Source organism: Lentzea chajnantorensis (assembly GCF_054300775.1).
In genome coordinates, this window is the sequence record NZ_JBSDZT010000002.1 from 5,161,841 (window position 1) to 5,180,782 (window position 18,942).

At 70.1% G+C, this 18,942-nt stretch carries 25 protein-coding genes and 1 pseudogene; 13 read left to right on the plus strand and 13 right to left on the minus strand.

The genetic code is table 11. The annotated features are described in order from the left end of the window. Positions 1 to 71: 71 nt before the first annotated feature. Complete coding sequence (locus ACVDFE_RS25495; RefSeq protein WP_360401984.1) at positions 72 to 1,214, minus strand: oxygenase MpaB family protein; 1,143 nt, start codon at positions 1,212 to 1,214, stop codon at positions 72 to 74. A 157-nt stretch (positions 1,215 to 1,371) separates the two neighbouring features. Continuing rightward, positions 1,372 to 2,775: an FAD-binding protein gene (locus ACVDFE_RS25500; RefSeq protein WP_458432157.1), complete on the minus strand. Its 1,404-nt coding sequence runs from the start codon at positions 2,773 to 2,775 to the stop codon at positions 1,372 to 1,374. 271 nt (positions 2,776 to 3,046) lie between these two features. Here ACVDFE_RS25500 and ACVDFE_RS25505 point away from each other — a divergent pair, with 271 nt between their 5' ends. The 3 genes from ACVDFE_RS25505 to ACVDFE_RS25515 all read left to right on the plus strand — a co-directional run bounded on the left by ACVDFE_RS25505 (position 3,047) and on the right by ACVDFE_RS25515 (position 5,167). After that, positions 3,047 to 3,343 carry a hypothetical protein gene (locus tag ACVDFE_RS25505; RefSeq protein WP_458432158.1) on the plus strand — a complete coding sequence of 99 codons (297 nt, stop codon included), beginning with the start codon at positions 3,047 to 3,049 and terminating at the stop codon, positions 3,341 to 3,343. Then, positions 3,340 to 3,975 carry a hypothetical protein gene (locus ACVDFE_RS25510; protein ID WP_458432159.1) on the plus strand — a complete coding sequence of 212 codons (636 nt, stop codon included), beginning with the start codon at positions 3,340 to 3,342 and terminating at the stop codon, positions 3,973 to 3,975. Before ACVDFE_RS25505 ends, ACVDFE_RS25510 begins: the two co-directional genes overlap by 4 nt. Positions 3,976 to 4,279: 304 nt before the next feature. After that, the gene (locus ACVDFE_RS25515) at positions 4,280 to 5,167 is read left to right on the plus strand and encodes a fibronectin type III domain-containing protein (protein ID WP_458432160.1); all 888 of its coding nucleotides are present in this window, start codon (positions 4,280 to 4,282) and stop codon (positions 5,165 to 5,167) included. Between the two features lie 109 nt (positions 5,168 to 5,276). Here ACVDFE_RS25515 and ACVDFE_RS25520 read toward each other — a convergent pair whose 3' ends face one another. Further along, positions 5,277 to 5,624, minus strand: coding sequence for a hypothetical protein (locus ACVDFE_RS25520; protein ID WP_458432161.1), 348 nt, complete (start codon positions 5,622 to 5,624; stop codon positions 5,277 to 5,279). 24 nt (positions 5,625 to 5,648) lie between these two features. Further along, on the minus strand, positions 5,649 to 6,545 hold the full coding sequence (locus ACVDFE_RS25525; RefSeq protein ID WP_458432162.1) for a hypothetical protein: 897 nt from the start codon (positions 6,543 to 6,545) through the stop codon (positions 5,649 to 5,651). A 60-nt stretch (positions 6,546 to 6,605) separates the two neighbouring features. Between ACVDFE_RS25525 and ACVDFE_RS25530 the strand changes: the two genes are divergently transcribed. Then, positions 6,606 to 7,091 (plus strand): DUF6301 family protein, encoded by a 486-nt coding sequence (locus ACVDFE_RS25530; RefSeq protein ID WP_458432163.1) that lies wholly within the window; start codon positions 6,606 to 6,608, stop codon positions 7,089 to 7,091. Beyond that, entirely contained in the window at positions 7,088 to 7,903 is an 816-nt protein-coding gene (locus ACVDFE_RS25535) for a TY-Chap domain-containing protein (RefSeq protein WP_458432164.1), read from the plus strand. The genes ACVDFE_RS25530 and ACVDFE_RS25535 overlap by 4 nt, the downstream gene beginning before the upstream one ends. Positions 7,904 to 8,216: 313 nt before the next feature. Here the strand turns inward: ACVDFE_RS25535 and ACVDFE_RS25540 are convergent, their stop codons facing one another. Beyond that, a complete protein-coding gene (locus ACVDFE_RS25540) occupies positions 8,217 to 8,477 on the minus strand; it encodes a hypothetical protein (RefSeq protein WP_458432165.1) in 261 nt (86 codons plus the stop codon). 58 nt (positions 8,478 to 8,535) lie between these two features. On the opposite strand from ACVDFE_RS25540, the gene ACVDFE_RS25545 reads away from it, so the two are divergent. Then, positions 8,536 to 8,868 (plus strand): hypothetical protein, encoded by a 333-nt coding sequence (locus ACVDFE_RS25545; RefSeq protein ID WP_360396502.1) that lies wholly within the window; start codon positions 8,536 to 8,538, stop codon positions 8,866 to 8,868. Here the strand turns inward: ACVDFE_RS25545 and ACVDFE_RS25550 are convergent. Together ACVDFE_RS25550 and ACVDFE_RS25555 are read right to left on the minus strand one after the other, a co-directional pair. Then, the gene (locus ACVDFE_RS25550; RefSeq protein WP_458432166.1) at positions 8,858 to 9,724 is read right to left on the minus strand and encodes an alpha/beta hydrolase; all 867 of its coding nucleotides are present in this window, start codon (positions 9,722 to 9,724) and stop codon (positions 8,858 to 8,860) included. The genes ACVDFE_RS25545 and ACVDFE_RS25550 overlap by 11 nt on opposite strands. Beyond that, a complete protein-coding gene (locus ACVDFE_RS25555) occupies positions 9,721 to 10,947 on the minus strand; it encodes an amidohydrolase family protein (RefSeq protein WP_458432167.1) in 1,227 nt (408 codons plus the stop codon). Before ACVDFE_RS25555 ends, ACVDFE_RS25550 begins: the two co-directional genes overlap by 4 nt. Positions 10,948 to 10,999: 52 nt before the next feature. Here ACVDFE_RS25555 and ACVDFE_RS25560 point away from each other — a divergent pair, with 52 nt between their 5' ends. Together ACVDFE_RS25560 and ACVDFE_RS25565 are read left to right on the plus strand one after the other, a co-directional pair. Then, positions 11,000 to 11,575: a TetR/AcrR family transcriptional regulator gene (locus tag ACVDFE_RS25560; protein WP_458432168.1), complete on the plus strand. Its 576-nt coding sequence runs from the start codon at positions 11,000 to 11,002 to the stop codon at positions 11,573 to 11,575. Between the two features lie 340 nt (positions 11,576 to 11,915). Continuing rightward, positions 11,916 to 12,554, plus strand: coding sequence for an AAA family ATPase (locus ACVDFE_RS25565; protein WP_458432169.1), 639 nt, complete (start codon positions 11,916 to 11,918; stop codon positions 12,552 to 12,554). Between the two features lie 694 nt (positions 12,555 to 13,248). Here the strand turns inward: ACVDFE_RS25565 and ACVDFE_RS25570 are convergent. From ACVDFE_RS25570 to ACVDFE_RS25580, 3 genes are all read right to left on the minus strand, one after another. Continuing rightward, complete coding sequence (locus ACVDFE_RS25570) at positions 13,249 to 13,527, minus strand: hypothetical protein (protein WP_458432170.1); 279 nt, start codon at positions 13,525 to 13,527, stop codon at positions 13,249 to 13,251. Between the two features lie 156 nt (positions 13,528 to 13,683). Beyond that, positions 13,684 to 14,370 (minus strand): DUF5984 family protein, encoded by a 687-nt coding sequence (locus ACVDFE_RS25575; protein WP_360396514.1) that lies wholly within the window; start codon positions 14,368 to 14,370, stop codon positions 13,684 to 13,686. A gap of 70 nt (positions 14,371 to 14,440) precedes the next feature. After that, a complete protein-coding gene (locus tag ACVDFE_RS25580; RefSeq protein ID WP_360396516.1) occupies positions 14,441 to 14,752 on the minus strand; it encodes a hypothetical protein in 312 nt (103 codons plus the stop codon). 124 nt (positions 14,753 to 14,876) lie between these two features. Here ACVDFE_RS25580 and ACVDFE_RS25585 point away from each other — a divergent pair. Together ACVDFE_RS25585 and ACVDFE_RS25590 are read left to right on the plus strand one after the other, a co-directional pair. Beyond that, a pseudogene (locus ACVDFE_RS25585) lies at positions 14,877 to 15,062 on the plus strand (DNA-formamidopyrimidine glycosylase family protein); the annotation flags it as partial. A 230-nt stretch (positions 15,063 to 15,292) separates the two neighbouring features. Beyond that, complete coding sequence (locus ACVDFE_RS25590; protein WP_458434485.1) at positions 15,293 to 15,595, plus strand: hypothetical protein; 303 nt, start codon at positions 15,293 to 15,295, stop codon at positions 15,593 to 15,595. Between the two features lie 69 nt (positions 15,596 to 15,664). On the opposite strand, the gene ACVDFE_RS25595 is transcribed toward ACVDFE_RS25590, so the two are convergent. Continuing rightward, entirely contained in the window at positions 15,665 to 16,192 is a 528-nt protein-coding gene (locus ACVDFE_RS25595; protein WP_458432171.1) for a hypothetical protein, read from the minus strand. Positions 16,193 to 16,292: 100 nt separating this feature from the next. Between ACVDFE_RS25595 and ACVDFE_RS25600 the strand changes: the two genes are divergently transcribed. Continuing rightward, a complete protein-coding gene (locus tag ACVDFE_RS25600) occupies positions 16,293 to 16,586 on the plus strand; it encodes a hypothetical protein (RefSeq protein WP_360396520.1) in 294 nt (97 codons plus the stop codon). Between the two features lie 81 nt (positions 16,587 to 16,667). On the opposite strand, the gene ACVDFE_RS25605 is transcribed toward ACVDFE_RS25600, so the two are convergent. Then, positions 16,668 to 16,931 (minus strand): GlsB/YeaQ/YmgE family stress response membrane protein, encoded by a 264-nt coding sequence (locus ACVDFE_RS25605; protein ID WP_360396522.1) that lies wholly within the window; start codon positions 16,929 to 16,931, stop codon positions 16,668 to 16,670. 237 nt (positions 16,932 to 17,168) lie between these two features. Here ACVDFE_RS25605 and ACVDFE_RS25610 point away from each other — a divergent pair, with 237 nt between their 5' ends. Both ACVDFE_RS25610 and ACVDFE_RS25615 read left to right on the plus strand, forming a co-directional pair. Next, positions 17,169 to 18,344, plus strand: coding sequence for a SpoIIE family protein phosphatase (locus ACVDFE_RS25610; protein ID WP_360396524.1), 1,176 nt, complete (start codon positions 17,169 to 17,171; stop codon positions 18,342 to 18,344). Positions 18,345 to 18,428: 84 nt separating this feature from the next. Continuing rightward, positions 18,429 to 18,683 carry an STAS domain-containing protein gene (locus ACVDFE_RS25615; RefSeq protein WP_458432172.1) on the plus strand — a complete coding sequence of 85 codons (255 nt, stop codon included), beginning with the start codon at positions 18,429 to 18,431 and terminating at the stop codon, positions 18,681 to 18,683. A 6-nt stretch (positions 18,684 to 18,689) separates the two neighbouring features. Here ACVDFE_RS25615 and ACVDFE_RS25620 read toward each other — a convergent pair whose 3' ends face one another. Further along, on the minus strand, positions 18,690 to 18,839 hold the full coding sequence (locus tag ACVDFE_RS25620) for a hypothetical protein (protein WP_360396527.1): 150 nt from the start codon (positions 18,837 to 18,839) through the stop codon (positions 18,690 to 18,692). Positions 18,840 to 18,942 lie beyond the last annotated feature (103 nt).

The window sequence follows — 18,942 nt, forward strand, 5'->3', positions numbered from 1 at the left end:
TGCCGGAGTGCCAGGAGCCTGTGCCGACCGAACCCGCGCACGACGTGGCGGGTCTACCGGTCAGCGCCTTGTCATGCCCGGTCCGCCGCGGTGGGCACAGGCGACCGGCCGTCGGCTTCCCACCGCTCACGCAGGTCCGCGGGGATGGTGAGGGTGGTGGACTGGCCGTTGGTGAGGTTGCGGACGCTACCTCCGAGGAGGATGGCGCCGGCGCGGTCGAGGATGGTGGTGGCCAGGGCGCTGTTGTCCTCGGCGCGCTCCAGCGCCCGCACCAGGCGGGTACCCGCGCGCACGACACCGGCCCAGCCGCGGGACTTCGGCACCTCCATCCAGTCGGCGACCTCGGGGTTGACGACCTGGCGGATCATGGCGGCGACGATGCCGTCGAAGATCTTTCCGGGGAACAGCTTCTCGTAGAGGTCGAGCAGGTGCCGGGTGAGCACCACGCCCTCCGGCGACGGCCCGTAGACGGACTCGACCAGTGCGGCGCTCAGCTCGCGGGCGTCCTCGATGGACTCCGGCACGGCCTCGGCGGGAATCCCGAGCATGGCGCCCGCGGCACGCCACACGTAGTAGTAGTCCTGCGCCTCCTGCTCGGTGACGGAAATGCCCATGCGGCGCATGCCCTCGATCACCTGGACGGAGAAGATGAGCAAGGCGCCGACCATGTCCTGCTGGCACACCGGAACGCCGTCGGCGGCGACGTCCCAGCGGCCGGAAGCGGTGAGGAAGTGGCGCACGGCGGCGTGGATGAGACGCGTCTTCTGGATGGTGGGCACGAACGACCCGCCAGAGCCGAACGCGTCACGGCCCATCATGTCCATGACGAACTGGGAGGTCTCCGACAGCCGCCGGTGGGGCTGGTTCAGGCCGTGGGTCAGGGTGAGCGCCCGGGACGCGCGGGCGTGGGCGTAGCAGTTGACCATCGCGCCGAACGTCAGCACGGAGGCGACGTGCACGCCGTCGTCGACGAAGAAGTCATAGGCCCGCGCCACCCGGTCGGCCTCCACCCACTCCGGCGGGTTGTCCGTCGCGATGAGGAACTCCCGCACCTGCTCGGGCAGCTGCTCGGGGATGGGCTGGTCATTGGCGCGGAAGTGCTCCAGCACCTCGTTGACCACGCCGACGCGGTTCGTGGCGACCAGGTCGGCGATCACCGCATCGGCCAAGGGGTCACCCTGGAACTTCAGGGCCTCGAACGCGGCTGTGTCCATCACAGGACTCCTTCACTGCTGAGTGATCACTACCTCACTCCTAGTACGCGCCGCACACCAGAACACGATCCGGTGAACGCAGCATCGAGAACAGCTACTCGCTGTAGGCACACCACATGACCGGGAGCAGTTCGCCGGTGTCGAAGCTGACCTGGGCTCAGCGCACCGACTGGGGGAATCGCAGCACGTGGTCCGGGTCGTAGCGGCGGGCCACGGCGCGCAGCCGGCGCAGGTTGTGCCGGTACGACGTCTGCGCCCAGTCCTCCTGCAACGGGTCGAGGTAGTTGATGTACGTGCCGGTGCCGATCAGGTCAGCCAACGCCTTCTGCGCCTGGTCCACCTCACGCGTGACCTGGTCGGGCGGCAGGGTGCCGACAGAGCCGAAGGCTTCGACGGACGTCGGCGCGCCGCGGTGCGGATAAGCCGTGTCCGTCGGCGTCCGCCGGTCGATCGCCCCACCGAGCGCACCCAGGACGAGCAGCGCGCTGTCCATGCCGCGCACCGCGTCCGCCACCGCCGAAGGGGCGTGCCACCTGTCCACGATCCGCGACGACGCACGAAACGCGTTGCGGGCCGGCTGACCACCGGTCATGATCGCCGTCGCGGTCGGGTAGTCGACCTCGCCGTGCTCGACCGGCGCGTTGACGCCGACCGCGTCGAGCAGACGGGCGAGTTCCGCGAGCACCACACCCTCGCGCCCGATCCCGCAGCCGGACACGTCCACCGCGCCGTTCGGCATGACCACGCAAGAGGTGGAGACCTCCTCGGGCAGCACCACGCTCCACGGCTGCCAGCCGCCGAGCACGTCCGCCGCCGACCCGGCAGGGAACCGGACGCGGAACACGGTCAGCACCTCCGGCATCGGCGCGGTGGCGAACTCGAACGAGGTGACGACCCCGAAGTTGCCGCCGCCACCGCCGCGCAACGCCCAGAACAGGTCGGATTCGCGGTCCTCCGACGCGGTGACCACCCGGCTGTCCACCGTGACCGTCGTGGCGGCACGCAGTCTGTCGCACACGAGGCCGTAGGTGCGCTGCGTCCAGCCGAGGCCACCGCCGAGGGTGAACCCCGCGATGCCGACGGACTGGCAGTTGCCCAGTGGCAGGCACCGGCCGACGGCCGTGAGCGCCGAGTAGACCTGGCCGAGGCGTGCTCCCGCGCCCACCACCGCGGTGCCGTCGGGCCGCACCTCGACCCCGGCCATCGGCGCGAGGTCGACCACCAGGCCGTTGTGCGGGGTGGAGTAGGCGGCATAGCTGTGCCCACCGCCGCGGGCGGCCACCCGGACACCGGATCGGCGTGCTTCCTCCAGGCAGTGCTGCACGTCCTGCGGCCGCACGCACCGGGCGATCGCGGCCGGCCGGTGGTGGTCGAACAGCGAGTTGAACGGCAGCCGCGCGGTGTCGTAACCGTCGTCACCGGGCAGCAGCAGCTCACCGTCCAGGTGAGCGCGCAGCCGAGCCCAGCGCGGAGGGCGTGCGTTCGCGACTGCCCCATCGCCGAGGACCGCCGCAGCCGCCGCTCCCGTCCAGCGCAACACTTCCCGCCGCGAAACCGCCACGCCGTCACCTTCCCGGTTCTGGGTGAATCCAACACGGGATGCAGCCAAGGCAAATCCACTGTTCGGCGGCCGTCACCCGGCAACCGGCGGAGGTGGGATCGAGCACGCCGGCCACCTCCAGCAGCGTCCCCGCGGGTTTCAGCCCGTTGAACCGCGGCGCCATTCGCGCACCACCTGAGCTGAACGGGTGGGATTCCCTCAGTCGGGTAACGACGTCGACTACCGGGACGACTGCCGGTTGACACTCCGTCCGCCGATCGAGGGATGCCCGATGGAGCTGAAGGAACCGGTGGCCACGACCGCGAAGGTCGAGGCCACCAAGGCAAGTGCAGTCAAACAGCCGACTGCCGCGGAGACCAAGGAGCGCGAGGCGTTCCGGGCCGTGCTGCCGTCGAAGGCGGAGTTCACCAAGGCGGTGCTCGCCAACCTGGAGAAGGACCTCAAGGCCGCGCTCGCCGCTGACCCCGACCTGAAGGGCGTCAGCAAGGAAGACCTGGCGGCGTGGGTCGCCGCCGACGTCGACGAGGCCTTCGCCGCGATGGCCAAGCCCGGTTGGAGCGAGGCATGACCGCCCTCATCCCGGCCGCGAGCCGCCTCGCGGTGCGCCGGACCGTGTTCGACAGCGTGTGGCTCACGGCGCGCCGGTACCAGCCGATCGTGCTGATCCGCCAGCAGTTCCCGGTGTTGCCCCCGTACGCGTTCGACGAGTTCCGGTCATGGGTCGACGCCAGCAGGCCGATGGTGTTCGCCGAAGGCGTCAGCGCCTGGTTGTCGAGCTGGCTCGCGACCCCGGCCACGCCGGCCCCGACCACCCCGGCGGGTCCTGGCGGCGGACGGCGCCGCGTCAACGCCAAGCACCTGCTGCCGCACGAGGTCAAGCGTTTGCTGGGCAACAACGCGGACTACGTGTGCCACCGCACCGACAACGAGGCGGCGGGCACGTGCCGTGAGCCGGTGTACGGCGTCACCGAGCAGCACCTCAAGAAGAACCCGACGGCGCCCGACGGCGTGTGGGCGGTCATCGGTGTGAGGGGCTTCCAGGACTACGGCAGGTACCTCGTCATCTACCCCCGCTACAGCGGCCGCACGTGGCGGCGGATGGACCCTCCCGCCGTCCTCTGCGAGGTCGCGCAGCTCGACCCGGACGACGCCATCGGCTGGTGCACGCAGGAGGACCTCGACGAGGCGCTGACGCTGTGACCAGACCGAGCCGGCCTTCCGCACCGAACGGGTAGGACGGCTCCGCAGGCCGCCGAAACGCGGTCGTCGGCGACGAGGACGTCCTCGTCGCCGACGGCACGACTGAGCCGAAGTCCATTAAGGACAGTCGAGGCACGTCCAATGCAAAGAGTCGCTCCCGATCTGCTTCCACTCCGTGCTGCATTTCGGCATTGCTCGAACATCACCTCCACCTTGCTGCGGCTGAATGGTCGACACGTCCCGACGTTGATGTGCGCGACACTGTCCGCAGTCGAGTGAACACGAAGAGGATGTAGAGGTGCGCATGAGAGGGAAGCCACTCCGCATCACCGCTTTGTCGCTGGCATCTGTCCTGGCGGCCGTCGGGGTGCTGACGGGAGCCGCAACCCCGGCGTCGGCCCAGACGACCGCGGTGCGGATGGACTACACCTGCACGACCTCCTCCGGGGCGAGTGCCCGGATGACCGCGTGGGTCGTCGGCGGTCTGCCCGACGACGGCGCGGGCCCGAACACCATCGCCAGGCACGAACCCGCCTACATCGACGTGGACCTGGACCTGCGCGAGCTGCGCCCGGTCCTGACGATGGCCGGCGGGGTGCGCCTGGACGCCGACAGCACAGCGACGCTGGACGCGCACATCACCGGCCCGGACGGGACGCGGACCACCCGGGCCTCGTTCACCGTCGCGCCCACGTGGCTGACGACCACCCAGGGGGCCGCGGTGCGGGCCGCGGGCTCCTTCCCGGTGCAGTTCCTGACCACACCGGGCTACTACGACCTGCACGTGGACGACCTGGCACTGACACTGCGCCCCGAGCGTGCCGACGGCACTCCGGTCGGCACGGTCACCGCGTCCTGCTCGCACGACCCGGCGCAGAACGACCTGCTGGGCACCGTGTGGTCGCAGCCCGCCGTCTTCGAGCGGCCGCCGCGCCCGAGCGGGTTGCGGGTGGTCTCGACGACTCCGACGTCCGTGACACTGGCCTGGGAAGCTTCCTCCTGGTGGAACCCGACCTTGGGCTACGAGGTGTACCTGGACGGAGGGCACACCGGCTTGGTCACCGAGAAGCAGGTCACGCTGACCGGGTTGACCCCCGACAGGCAGCACCGGGCGAAGGTCGTCACAACGGACGTGCAGGGCATCCGCTCGACCATGAGCCAGGGCCTGATCTTCACCATCCCGCCGGCCTGACACCCCGACCCGCCGATCACGGGCCCGCGACCGGCGGGCCCTGATGCCGCGGTGCTCACCTGCGCCGTGCTCGCGGCACGCGCCTGTTCTGGGCCGTTCAGCTCCAGGATCAGTCGGTGAGACCGGGCAGGTGGTAGCCGGCCTGGTCGTCCCACTCGATCTCGTGGTCGTCGAGGGTGAACGTCCAGTCCGCGTCCGGCACGGCGTGGCGCAGCGCGGTGACCGCGGCCAGCCAGTGCACGAGCGACGGGACCGCCCGGTCGTCCGCGCCGGGCATCTTGGTCGACCCGTTGAGGACCGTTCCGGACTCCAGCTGGTCGTAGAGGAACAGCCCCTCTTCTTCCGCGGAGAAAGGCGCGTTCGCGTTGTGGGTGTCGACAGCCTGGCCGACCGCCGTGACTTCGGCGTCGGTCAGCGGGGTCGCGCGGCGAGCCGTGTAGTAGAGGGAAACGCCCATGCGGGCCACCTTAGCTGGCTTCGATCACGAGTAGTCGATGTCCAGTTCCGCGAAGCCCCTGGAACGGAACAGCGCCTTGCCGTCCTTCTTGAACGGGTTGCCGCAGTCGACGAACGTGACGCTCGCCAGGGTCGGGCAGTCCAGCAGCGCCTCGACGTTCACGATCCGCTTCGAGTTCAGGACGGTCAGCTGGACCAGGTTCGGCAGCATCGGGAAGACCGTGCAGTCGATCTCGGCACGGATACCGTTGAGGCGCAACGACTCCAGCGTGGTGATCTCGGCGAGCCGGGCCACCGGGAAGTCGCGTCCCGTGTCGCCGATCTCCAGCACGCGCAGCGGTGCCACGAGGTGGTCGACGACGTCGGTGTTCTTCAGGTGTACCAGTTCCAGGTGCCGCAGCGACGGCAGCGCCGCGAGCTGACGCAGCACAGCGGGGTCACCGGACACGTTGGTGCGGAGGAACTTGAGTGGCGGCAACGGGTCGACCACCTGGGGCAGCCGCGGCGTGGTGTAGGAGCTGACCCACATCAGCGCGCGCAGCGCCGGCAGGGCGGTGTCGGCGGCGAGGGGGACCGGAGGGGCTTGGCCGTCGGCGTTGCCGATCACCAGTGACGTCAGCGTGGGGGACGTCAGGTGCGTCACGAGCGGCGCGGGCAGCGTCAGCGACTCCAGGTTCACCAGGTCCGGCAGGTAAGCGGGCAGCACCGCCTTGCGCAGCTGGGCCTCCGTCGGGCACAGGGCCAGGCTGTGCACCCGTGCCATGTCCTCGGGCCGTGGCCGGCCCCGCCACGGAATCCGGACGGCGCCGTCCTCGGTGTAGTGATCGCACTCGTCGGCGTTGCCGACGCAGAGGCCTCCGTCGCCGCGGAGCGGGCCGAGGTACCGCTCGCGGCTCGCGCTGAAGGGGTCGACACCTGTCATGGCGGGCATCATCCACCGTGAGGTCGTCGCGTCCGATGAGGACCGTGCGAAGATCGGAAGGTGAGCTGGAAGGCGATGACGCCCGTCGAGGCGTGCGACCTCATGGACTTCTGGGAGGCCGCACCCTGGCCGCTCACGCGTGACCAGGTGCAGGAGCTGGCCGTGGAGTGGTTCGGGTGGACGATCGAGGTCGACGGCGGCGTCCCCTACCTCATGAACACGGTCTCCGGGTTCACCACCCCGGACGTGTCGACCATCGGCTCCAGGGGCGACCTGTCCTACCTCCAGCTCGACGTCGCGGACACGATCCGCGAGGTCACCCCCGCGTCGAGGCGGTTCCTCGGTGACGCCTACGCCCTGATGGTGCGCGAGGGGGAAACCCGCTGGGGCGCACCGGCGATGTGCGACTTCAAAGGCACGTCGTCCGCCACCTGGACCACCCCGTCCGGCGGGAGCATGTCGTTCAGGCTCGACCTGAGGGGGCTGCGCGCGATGTTCGAGACGCCGCAGGGCGTCGCGCTCGACCGGAGGGCCGGACACCGGTGAACGACCGCCTTCCCGCACCCGGACGGTTCGTCCGGTACCGCGACGTCGCCTACCGGCTGCTGCACTCGCCCGACAAGTGGTGGATCGCGTCGGACCACGCCGTCGACGAGTCGTTCACCAGGACGGGCCGCCGCTACTTCGTGAAGCACCTCGGGCCGGACGACGTGCTGGACTGCTACGACCTCGCCCGTCCCGGCACCTACCGCGGCCTGGCCGTCGAGGTCCTCACGACCACACCTCAGGCGTACGTGGTGACCACGCTCGACCAGCGGGCGGGCGCCGAGGGCTTCGCGAGGGCCGACCACCGCGGGCCGCTGGAGAAGCTCGTCGCGTTCGACGACCCGGAGCTGCGGTTCACCACCGAGCTCACGCCGGTTCGGGCGCCGTGGCAGATCGCGCACGCCTGGGATCTGTTCGCCGAACGGCTCACCGACGCGCTGCGCGACGTGACGGACCGCGTGTTCCTCGTCATCCACGCGGCGGACGACCCGAAGCGGTACGTGCAGTTCGCGGCCGAGCCCGACCGCCTCGACGCGGAGGCGCCGGGCGCGGACGTCGTCGAGGACGCCCTCGAGTTCCTGCTGCGCAGGTCCGGGTGGGTCGAGCCCGGGGTCGCACAGCCCAACTGGACGTCGTCGCTGCGGCGGCCCGCGCTCACGGCCGAGTTCGCGCAGCTGGCGCGGCGGTGCGTGGTGGCGCTGAACAAGTCTTACCGGATCACGAGTCCGGACGACCTCCGGTACCGCGCGTGGCACGAGCCGGTGGGTGCGCAGACCGCCGCGGTGAAGCTGCCCGGGCTCGGGCTCGACTGATCACCGAGCGGCATTCCCCGGTGTGACCCGCCTGCCCGCGACATCCGGTGAGGACTGCAGGAAGTGATCATCCGTTCTGACGCTGTCGAGGGCAGGCGAGGCCGGAACCTTCCAATCGGGCAGCAATCCATCACGGAAGAGCGAGGCTGCCAACTGCACGGCTCACTTTCGGTAGCAAGGCGTTCACCAGGGGGAGTGTGAGGATCAACACTCGTCTGTGACGTTCCCGTGTTCATTTCGTAATGTGGCCGCCCGTGTGAGCATGCCCTGTCCCCGACGCAAGGTGTTCCCGAATGCCGGGCCGACATAGAACTCAGCCGACACCCAGCAAGAAGCTGCCCATCGCGGTCGCCGCCACCCTCACCGCAGGCCTGGTCGTGACCTTCTGGACGGTCCGCGGTTCCGACCAGCCGGTCGACCCGACCGGAGCGGCCGCCCAGCTGGGCGCCCCGGCGACCTCCGCCGGCCAGAGCTCGACGTCCCCGACGACGTCGACCACCGCGCCGACGTCCTCGGAAGCTCCGACCACCACCACGGTGCCCCCGGTGACCACGACGGTCCCGTTGACCACCACACCGCCACCTCCGCCGCCTCCACCACCCCCGCCGCCCTGCCCGACCACGTTGAACGGCGTGAAGCCGCACGTGGCGCAGGTGGGCCACCACGTCGGGGGCAAGTTCGGCGTCGACAACATCGGTGGCGCCGTCGGCCGCGGCGGCTCCGGCGACCACCCCACCGGCCTGGCGCTGGACTTCATGGTCGACAACGCGACCGGCAACGCCCTGGCCGAGTACGTGCTGGCCAACCGGAAGGCGTTCGGCGTCACCTACGTGATCTGGCGGCAGCGCTACAACGACGGCAGCGGCTGGTCGATGATGGAGGACCGGGGCAGCCCCACGGCCAACCACATGGACCACGTGCACGTGTCGTTCCAGCCGAACGCGGTCGTCAAGGTCACCTGCTGACCTCGCCGGCTCGGCAGGTCCTGAGGTAGCTGAGGAACGACGACTGCAGGCCGGTCACGTGCGTTTCGCGCAGCACCTCGCTGGTCACGGCCGCGCCGCGGGCGGTGAGGTGGTGCAGGACGGTGGCCGCGTTCTTCGTGAGGTTCTGGTAGATCGGCACGGTGCCGAGGATCTCGCGGTCGTTGAACGTCAGGTGCAGCTCGGCCGTGGGCAGGTCTTCGCCCAGTTCCCGAATGCGGGCGAAGATCCGGCTGTCCTCACCGGCGACGCCGGGGCTGCCGGCCCCGATGCTCTCGAAGAGCGTGGTGCCGGTCAGCCAGGCGTAGAGGCTGAAGAGTCCGCCGTAGGAGTAGCCGAAGAGGCCGTGACCGCTCGTGGCCGTGCCGTAGTCGCGTTCGACGCGGGGGTGCAGTTCGTCGGTGATGAAGCCGAGGAACGCATCACTTCTCGTGTCGCGCAGCTCGTCGACGTAGGCGTCGGCCTGCTCGCGGGTCATCGCACCCGCCTGGACCCCCATCTCCACGGCGTCGAGGAACTCCCGGGCGACGGGCTCGCCGGGCGGCACGAGGTCCCTGTTGCGCAGCCGCGCCCAGTGCTGCGCGTCCTCGCCCGCGTAGCCGATGCTGACCTGGATGTACGGCTTGATCGGCTGCATGGGATCCTGCTGCGTGACGATGAGCGGCGCCGTCAGGCCGACCGCCCAGTTGCCGTCGAGCACGTACACGACGGGCAGCTGCGCCGTGGCGGGGTCGTGGTTCGGCGGCGTGGTGACCCACACGCCGTAGTCGTGGCCACTGCTGGAACGCAGCTCGAAGTAGTCGGTGTCGGCGAGGCAGCCGTTCCACATGGTGCTCATCGGAGATCCTTCACAACACGTCCATTGTGGACGACGAGTACGGCGTTGGCGGGGTCGGCGAAGACGGCCGGGTCTTCGAGCGGGTTTCCGTTCCACAGCACGAGGTCCGCCTGCTTGCCGGGGGCGATGACGCCGACCTCGGGCAGGCCGATGATCTCGGCGTTGGTCTTCGTGGCCGCCACGAGGGCGTCCATCGGTGTCTCGAACTGTGCGCGCAGGCTGAGCTCCTCGCCGCGGCGGTCCTGGTCCGGGCCGATGAGGTCGGACCCCAGCCCGACCCGCACCCCGGCCTCCTTGGCGACGGCGAGCGCCCTGGCCATCCGTTCCCGCGCTCCCGCCACGCGCTCGCGGACCGCTTCGCCCAGGCCGGCGGCGGCGGGATCGTGCAGCAACCGTTCGACGACGGTGAACGTGGGCACGAGCGCAACCCGGTGGGCGGCCATCAGCTCCGCCGTCTGTTCGTCGAGATCCGTGCCGTGCTCGACACAGCGCGCTCCTGCCTCGACCGCGTTGCGGATGCCGTCGTTGTTGTGGGCGTGCACGGTCACGTAGGTGCCGCGTGCCGAGGCTTCCTGCACCGCGACGGCGATCTCCTCGACGGTGAACTGGGTGTCGGTGAGCCGGTCGTTGCCGCCCACCACCCCGCCGGTCACGCAGAGCTTGAGGAACGACGCCCCGCGCCGGAACGCCTCTCGCACGTTGCGCCGCAGCTCGTCGGCGTTGCCGGCCATCATGGACAGCGCGCACAGGCCGGGCACGTGGTGGCTGCTCCACAGTTCGGTGGGCTCCCATTCGGCGCCGTAGTAGCCGTGGCCGCCGGTCTGGCACTGCACCGGCCCGCACGACAGCACACGCGGCCCCCTGACCTTGCCCTTCGCGATCGCGGCGACAACCCCGCCGTCGATCCCGCCGGTGTCGCGGACGGTCGTGAAGCCGGCGTCGAGCGCCTTGCCGGCCGCGGCGAAGATGTCCGCGGCGATCTCGGCGGCGCTGATCTGGAACGAGAACTGCGGCTGGATCGGGCTCGACAGCCCCAGGTGGACGTGCGCGTCGATGAGGCCGGGCGTCATCGTGAGCCCGTCGCCGTCGATCCGGTCGCCGTCGATCCGGTCTCCGTCGGCGGCGCCGATGATCCGGCCGTTCTCGACGGTGACGGCGCCCTGGGTCGGATCGCGGCCTGATCCGTCCACGACCGTGGCGCCCATCAGCTGGAAACGTCCCATCCGCCCTCTTTTCCATTGGATAAATCTCTTTTCCAATGGATAAACTAGCGGCGTGGTCCTGTCAAGCACCGGCGATGCCCGCGAGCGCCTCCTGGCGCGCCTCCTCGACGTGTTCGACGACGGTCTTCCGCCACCGGAGACGTCGCTGCGCGAGATCGCGGCTCGGACCGAAACCAGTCATGCGTTGCTGCGGTACCACTTCGGGTCGCTCACGGGTGTGCTGGCGGCGGTGCTCGGGGCGCAGCGGGCCCGTGACAACGAGGCGTTGTTCCGGGACGCGGCGCAGGGGACGTTCGACGACCTCGTGCGGGCCATCTGGCGGACGTACATGCGTCCGGAGCAGCTGTCGCGTGCGCGCGGGTTCTTCCACGTCGTGGGGCTGGCGGCGTACCGGCCGGATGAGTACGGCGAGTTCATCTCGTCGCTGGGGGACCTCACCGGGGCGTTGGCGTCGTTGGCGGAGCGGGAGGGGGCCGGTGCTGCGGAGGCGTTGACCAGGGCCACCGTTGTCGTCGCTGCGATTCGGGGGTTGTTGCTGCAGGAGGTTTTGACGCCGGGGGTGTGTTCGGAGGAGGCGGTGGCGTTGATCCTGGGGATGGGTGGGGAGCGATCCGGTCCGGAGGCCTGAACTCGGGTCAGCGTCGGCTCGCGTCAAGCGCTGCTTGTAGCTCGATCGAAGTAAATCTGCGCGATGTCCGCATTGGAGGACCTACAGGCAATACGCATGTACCGGCGGCGGCGTGCAGATGGTGCAATTCATCGAATGCGGGCCGAGCTGCAGCCCGGCGTGTCGGCCTGCGGGCAACTGCACGCCTACGGGAGCCTGCGCACCGGACTACCACTGATCGGAGGAACCCGATTTCATGCTCGCCCGTCGCGCCTACATCCCCGAGGAACTCCTGCCCACGGGCTCTCGGCGGGCATGGCCGCTCGACGTACCATGCGTCGCCCAGTTGGCTGAGGAGGGCATGTCCTTCGAGAAGCCGGTGACCTTCCTCGTCGGCGAGAACGGCTCCGGCAAGTCCACCCTCGTCGAGGCGTTCGCCGAAGCCTGGGGCTTGGACGCGCGCGGCGGGCGAGCCGGGCGCAAGTACGGCAACGACCGCCCGAAGACCGAGCTCGGCGAGATGGTGCGCTTCGAGACCACCGCGGCCGGCGTCCGGCACCGTTCCGGGACCCGCACGAAGCGCAAGGGCTACTTCCTGCGCGCGGAGACCGCCTTCGGGTTCATGGAGGCGGTCTCCGGCATGCGTGGCTACTGGGCCGAGGACACCAGCGAGATGAGCCACGGCGAAGGGTTCCTCACCGTGTTCTCCGCGATGTTCCGCGAGCCGGGCTTCTACCTGATGGACGAGCCCGAAGCCGCCCTGTCGTTCCAGTCCTGTCTGCGGCTGGTGTCGCTGATGCACCAGCTCGGCAAGTCCGGCGCGCAGATCATCTGCGCCACCCACTCACCGATCCTGGCATCCACGCCGGACGCTGACATCATCGAAGTCGGCGACCACGGGTTCCACCGCACCAAGTGGGAAGACCTCGCTCTGGTCGACCACTGGCGCCGGTACATGACCACGCCGGAGGCATATCTGCGGCACGTCACCGAGAGCTGACGTGGTCGATGGACACCGGCCTGAGCGAGGCGGACGCCCGATACCGGGAGTGGATGCTCAACAACCTCCAGCGTGCCGCGGACCACCTCGGGCTCATCGTCGTCGGCGAGCCCCGGCGCGGGTGGGTCGACCGCTCAGTCGGAGCACCCGCCCGCCGAGATGAGCAGACGTACTGGCTGCGTGTGGTGTCCGAGGACGTGCGGTGGGCCGGTGGTGCGTTCTGGACGGGGAACGTCGACTCGAACGTGTTGACCGGTCTGGCGAAGCCACGTGTCCTCGACGTGTACGAGTGGGAAGAGGTGCGGCATCAGCGCGCTGAAGTGTTGACGCTTCTTCCTGGTTCTCCGTGCTCTCGTACTGACGCGTTGCGCGACTGCGTCGACCTGCCCGACGCGTGGTGGGCAGAGCTCCGGCGAACGATCGACGTGGTCGCGGCAACGCCGACGGACCGGGTCGGCGTCGGCCAAGACCTCGTCACCACGAGGATTCGGCACCGGTTCGGCGACGGCATCTCCACGGAGGTCTCGGCGTGGGAGACGGTGCATGGCGACTTGCACTGGAGCAACCTGATGCAGCCCGAGTTCGGGCTGCTGGACCGGGAGATGTGGGGGAGAGGACCCGCGGGGGTCGACGCGGCGACGCTGCTCAGGCGCGGCGATCAGTGTTCTTGGCGTCCGCGACGAGATGGTCCTGATCACCCAGGTCGGTCGACTGGGAACAGCTGGAGGTGCCACTGCTCGTCGGCCCCTTCCCGGAACTTGATCCCGAGGTGGAACCGTCTCCAGGGCAGCGGGATCTCCCAGCGTTCCGTTCGGCCGAGCTCCACTTCGGTCACGTACACGTGCGGTGTGTTCCAGTCGAACTGCAGCTCGGCCGTTGCGGTCCAGCCATCCACGTCGCCCGGCGGGCGGCTGTCGAGCACCTCCACGACGACCTGGACCTCACCGTGTTCACGCCCGGCGAGCAGGTGCACCTGCCCATCGCCGCGATCGTCGATGAAGTTCTCGATCTCCTCGGCTCGACCGGTTCAGGGCAGCTCTTCGGCCTCGAAGAGGAAGCATCCGTGGGCCACCCACACGCTTCCTTCGAAGCGGGACATCACGTTCACCGCGCCCTTCCCGAACATTGGCTACTCCGTCGAAAAGATACGCGCGACACCTTCGCGAACCGCCGCCCAGTCCGTGCCGGGTGTCCGCCGCAGGGCAGCGGCCATCGCTCCCGAACGCTGCTGGTGTTCCCGGCGGAGCTGCTCCAGGTCGAGCTGGACGTCCGCGGCCACCCCACCGGCCTCGACCTCCGCGATGCGCCGCTCCATCGCGACCATCAGCTCCCGATCGAACGTCTCCACCGCCTGCAGGAACGACTCGGTGGGCACGCTCACCCGTCCCCGCCTCGGCACGGTGCAGTCGACCCCGCTGTCGACGGGATGTCTCCAGTCGACGGTGATCGTGTCCTGGTCGGCCACCGATCGCCACCAGAGGATGCTGGGCCCGGCACGCAGGTAGCTGGTGTTCATGAAGTGGCCGCTGTACCAGTCGACAGCCGCTTCCTCGTCCGCCCCGGGCCAGGCGTCTCCGGTCAGGTGCCCGACGAGGTCCGCGGGCACCGGTTCCAGTGCGGAGGGCAGTACTTCCTGGATGTCCTCCCACAGCCGGACGACGTAGTAGTCGACCGGCGAGGACCGGTGGTGGAACAGCTTGTGCCCGTCCACCTCGATCCAGTAACGGCCGTCGGTCAACGCGAACCAGTGCAGGCGGCGCTCACCCCACGGCTCCACATCGGACAGTGGCGTGAGCTGGAAGTGGAAGCGGATCACCTCGGCAGTGTGCTCACCGCGTGGCCCCGGTGTCGAACGACTTCACCGCGGACCGGAGGGCCGGCTGTGCTCAGGCGTCGCGGCGTTCCAGTTCCTCCAGGCCGTCCTGCCAGCGCTGCTCGCGTTGGAGGGCGGTCTGCTCCCACCACGGGGTGCCGCGCTCGCCGAGGGCGACCTTGGCGAGCTGGACCCGTGCGCGGGCGTCGTGCTCCGCCTCGGGGTCGTCGGTGCGGTGGGCGGCGCTGATGTCACGGCGGGCCTTCATGAGCAGGCTGCGCAGGCGGGCCGCGGGCTCGGGTGGGATGTCGGGGTCGGTGGCCCGCCAGCGCCGCCCGTTGATGATGACGAAGTGCCCGTCTGGCGTGTGCTCCGGCTCGGCCATCGCACCAGGATCGCACCGTTCGGCCTGCCGGGCGTGTTCAGCGGGGGTGGGTGATGATGGAGCGGTGGCGGAAGGCGACAGCGTGGCGCGGATCGCGGCACGGCTCGACACCGCCACGGCCAGGATGTTGATCGTCCACAGTGATGTCCGGCATCCCCGTTTCGTCACCGTCGACCTGGCCGGGCAACGCATTCTCGACTGGCGTGCGCGGGGCAAGCACCTGTTGTGCCGCACCGACTGTGGGCTGACCGTCCACTCGCACCTGCGGATGACCGGCTCCTGGTCGGTGCTGCGGCCGGGCAAACGGCTGCCCGCGCGGGTGATGCCCGATCTGCGGATCGCGTTGCGCCTCGACGACGGCCGCACGCTCGTGGGAGTCGCGCTGCCGGTTCTGACCGTGCTGAGGACGTCCGACGAGCACGCGGTGGTGGGGCACCTGGGTCCGGATTTGCTGGGCACCGACAGCCTCTCCGCCGGTGCGGAGCGGGTCGCGGCGGCCGGGGGAGCGGCGATTGTCGCGGCGCTGCTCGACAGCGCCGGGTGGCGGGGCTGGGCAACATGTGGGCGCAGGAGCTGCTGTTCCTGCACGGCGTCGATCCGTGGCGGGCGGCCGATTCGGTGGACGGCCTGGAGGTGTTGCTCACCGATGCCCGGCGGCGGTTGCGGCACGCGGTACGCGAGAACCCCGCGCAGAACACGACCAGCAGGCCGCGGCCCCGGCATTGGGTCTACGGCAGGGCTCGGCGTCCGTGCCTGCGTTGCGGCACACCGGTCGCGTTCCGCCCGGCCGAGCTCACCGACCACGGCCGGGAAACGTGGTGGTGTCCTGTCTGCCAGGTGTGACGGGCACGGCCCGTCGGCTGGTCGGTGACCCGGAAGCCTTGGCACACCTGGTGGACCGGCTCACGAACGTCACCGGGTGCCGCGGGGGAGTGGGCCGACGTCGGCGTGGCGGCCTGGGCGCAACGCGGCGTGGCGCTGTCCGGGGCCTGGGCCGGAACGGGCGGCCAGCGCGTCGGCGACGACACCGGTGACGAAGGCGTAGACGGCCTTGTGCAGCAGGTCGACCGCCAGTTCGCCGCGGGGCCAGGTGGGCGGGGGAGCGCCGACACCCGTTGCGTTCTCGAGGATCTGGTCGTTGGTCAGCCGGACGACCGTGAACTTCGCCGAGGACCACGGTCCGCGCAGGCCGGCGTGTGCCATGACCGAGCGCAGGACGCCCAGCAGCACGCCCTGGCCGAAGTGCATCGCCAGGTTGACCGGCACCGGCTGCCTGCCGCCGGGTCGTTCCCGCATGCCCGTGAGGCGTTGCAGGACCCGCGCCGGCACGTGGGAGTCCGGGCGGCCGGTCAGGCGCTGTTCCACCTTCTCGCCCACCGTCATCACCAGCACTCCGGCGGTCCCCGCGACCAGGCCCTCCCACAACGCGCGTTTCATCATGCCGCGTCGAGTACCCGGCGAGGGGCGACCTATCCGCGGCAGGTTGAAGGCGGCGGCGCCGGGTATGCGGTTCGCAGGACGACGTCGAGGGAGGCTGCTGATGACCGCCATGCCCGCGGTGGCCGCGTCGAGCAACTGGCGCGACGAGGACGGCACCCGGTTGCCGTCGGGTGACGTGCACGCCTGGTGGCCGGGGCAGAACCAGACGCTGTGCGGTGTGCCGTTGCACCGCGCGCGGCTCGACCGGTTCTCGCACGTGCTGTGGGCCGACGCGGTGTGGATCAACGACACCGGAGGGGAAGGCACTCCCGCGATGGCGATGTGCCCGCGCTGCACGGCGGCGACACGACCGAAGCGGACCAGGCGCGCCGACCGCACGAGGGCCCGTCCCTGACTCAAGCGGCAGCACTTGGTGGGCACGGCGAACGGCCCCGGTCACCGCGTGGGTGGCCGGGGCCGTTCGAGGTTGCGGCTATCAGCGCACGCTGCTGCGGCTGCGGCCCGAGATGGCCTCCGCGACACCGATGAGCAGCACCGAGGCGATCACCGCGACGATGAAGCCCAGCACGTTGAGCTCGAAGATGTCGCCGGTGCCGAGCAGGTTCGCGATGGTGCCGCCGATGACGGAGCCGACCAGGCCCAGCAGCAGCGTCGCCACGATTCCGAGGTTCTGCTTGCCGGGCTTGATCAGTCGGGCGAGCGCGCCGATGATCAGTCCGGCGACGATGAACCCGATCACGTCAGCCTCCTGAAGTCGATTCTGTTGCCCACCTCGGCTACCCCGGCGCCGCGCCGCCCAATCACAAACGACGATCACGTCACTGTCGCACGGCACGCCCGCGAGCAGGCCCGCGCGCCGCCGGTGCAAGTGGCAGGATCGTCGGGTGAACGTCGTCAGCGGGTGCAACGTGGTCGTGACCGGCAGCGGGCTGGTGGTGCCCGCCGCGGCGATCGCGGCTCACGTCGGAGGCCGGTGATGACCGAGTACGAGGACAGCCTCGAAGACCTCTACGACAACGCACCGTGCGGGTACGTGTCCACGTTGCCCGACGGCACCATCGTGAAGATCAACGCGACGCTGCTGCGGTGGCTCGGCCGTGAGCGGGACGCGGTGGTGGGGCGCGTCAGCTTCAGCGACCTGCTCACCGTCGGTGGGCGGATCTACTACGAGACGCACTTCGCGCCGTTGTTGCAGCTGCGGGGCGAGCTCGGTGGTGTCGCGCTGGAGCTGAGGGCGGCCGGGGGCACGCGGCTGCCCGTGCTGCTGACCTCGACCGTCAAGTCCGACGCCGGCGGCAGGGCGCGGTTCATCCGGACCACGGTGTTCGACGCGCGGGACCGGCGCGCGTACGAGGAGGAGCTGCTCAGGGGCCGCGACCTCGCCGAACGTGAACGCGACCGGGTGCAGCGGCTCGCGCGGACCCTGCAGCAGACCCTGCTGCCCCCGGCCCTGCCGGTGGTGCCCGGTGTGCAGGCCGCCGCCTACTACCACCCCGCGTCGCTGGACCAGGTCGGCGGCGACTTCTACGACCTGTTCCCGTTGCCCGGCGACACGTGGGGGTTCTTCCTCGGCGACGTGTCCGGCAAGGGCGAGGACGCGGCCGTGGTGACGTCGCTGATCCGGTACACGCTGCGCGGGGCGGCGGTCTACGACCCGGACCCCGTGAGCGTGCTCGACCACCTCAACACCGTGCTCTACCAGGCTTCCCAGGGCATGTACCCGCGGTTCTGCACGGTTGTGTGCGGCAGCATCCGCCGCGACGGCGACGCTGCGGTGATGACGGTGGCCGGTGGCGGGCACACGCCGGCCGTGGTGTTCCGGGCGGACGGGACGTCGTCGTTGCTGCACCTGCGCGGCGGACAGCTGGTCGGCGCGCTGCCCGAGGCCCGTTTCGTGGTCGCGGAGCTCCGCCTGGAGCCGGGTGACGCCATCCTGCTCTACACCGACGGCCTCACCGAGGCGCGGACCGGCGCCGACAGCTGGTACAGCGAGGAGGACCTGCTGGACGACCTCGCCGGCCTGGCACCGGCGACCGCGCCGGACGTGATCGCCGCGGTGAACCGGCTGCTGGACGCCCTGGGCGACGGTGTCGAGGACGACACGGCCCTGTTGGCGTTGAGCGTTCCCGCACGGGAGGGTGGTCGCGCGTGAACGACTTCTCGGTGACCGTCCGCACGGTGGCGGCCGGTGTGGTCCTCACCATCCGGGGCGACCTCGACGCGCACACCTCGCCCGGTGTTCTCGCCCGCACGGGTGAGCTTCTCCCTGTCCCGCGGGCAGCTGCTCGTCGTGGACCTGTCCGGGCTGCGCTTCTGCGACTCCAGCGGCATCTCGGCGTTCATCGCCGCCAGGAACCTCGCCGTCGGCGCTCAGGCCGACGTCGTCCTGGTCGCTGTGCCGCGACAGGTCCTCCGGGTGCTCGACGTCGTCGGTCTGGGCGCGCTGTTCACGGTGCGCTCCAGCGTGGAGGACGCGCTCTCGGGCCGTTGAGCTGCTTCAGTGCTCCGACGGGACGCGCTGTGCGGGCACCGGTTCCTGGAACAGGTTCGTCCAGGACGGCCGGTCGGACTCGGCCGGGCCGGGCTGGGTGTGGGTCTCGTGGTTTTCGGGATGGCTGAACAGGTCGTTCGCCGAAGGCAGGGTCACGTGGTTCTTTCCGTTTGATGACAGAGGTCTTGACAGGAGAAGTCCAGGGCGCGGAACGCGGCCACCTCTCTGCCAACCGTACACCCTCCGCCGCCGATCCGGT

Excerpts from the sequence above, each read along its gene's own strand:
- ACVDFE_RS25505 (WP_458432158.1), top strand. The coding sequence starts at position 3,047 with ATGGAGCTGAAGGAACCGGTGGCCACGACCGCGAAGGTCGAGGCCACC.
- ACVDFE_RS25595 (WP_458432171.1), bottom strand. The coding sequence starts at position 16,192 with ATGATGAAACGCGCGTTGTGGGAGGGCCTGGTCGCGGGGACCGCCGGA.
- ACVDFE_RS25610 (WP_360396524.1), top strand. The coding sequence starts at position 17,169 with ATGACCGAGTACGAGGACAGCCTCGAAGACCTCTACGACAACGCACCG.
- ACVDFE_RS25525 (WP_458432162.1), bottom strand. The coding sequence starts at position 6,545 with ATGACAGGTGTCGACCCCTTCAGCGCGAGCCGCGAGCGGTACCTCGGC.
- ACVDFE_RS25580 (WP_360396516.1), bottom strand. The coding sequence starts at position 14,752 with ATGGCCGAGCCGGAGCACACGCCAGACGGGCACTTCGTCATCATCAAC.
- ACVDFE_RS25555 (WP_458432167.1), bottom strand. The coding sequence starts at position 10,947 with ATGGGACGTTTCCAGCTGATGGGCGCCACGGTCGTGGACGGATCAGGC.
- ACVDFE_RS25510 (WP_458432159.1), top strand. The coding sequence starts at position 3,340 with ATGACCGCCCTCATCCCGGCCGCGAGCCGCCTCGCGGTGCGCCGGACC.
- ACVDFE_RS25550 (WP_458432166.1), bottom strand. The coding sequence starts at position 9,724 with ATGAGCACCATGTGGAACGGCTGCCTCGCCGACACCGACTACTTCGAG.
- ACVDFE_RS25495 (WP_360401984.1), bottom strand. The coding sequence starts at position 1,214 with ATGGACACAGCCGCGTTCGAGGCCCTGAAGTTCCAGGGTGACCCCTTG.
- ACVDFE_RS25520 (WP_458432161.1), bottom strand. The coding sequence starts at position 5,624 with ATGGGCGTTTCCCTCTACTACACGGCTCGCCGCGCGACCCCGCTGACC.
- ACVDFE_RS25600 (WP_360396520.1), top strand. The coding sequence starts at position 16,293 with ATGACCGCCATGCCCGCGGTGGCCGCGTCGAGCAACTGGCGCGACGAG.
- ACVDFE_RS25565 (WP_458432169.1), top strand. The coding sequence starts at position 11,916 with ATGTCCTTCGAGAAGCCGGTGACCTTCCTCGTCGGCGAGAACGGCTCC.
- ACVDFE_RS25515 (WP_458432160.1), top strand. The coding sequence starts at position 4,280 with ATGAGAGGGAAGCCACTCCGCATCACCGCTTTGTCGCTGGCATCTGTC.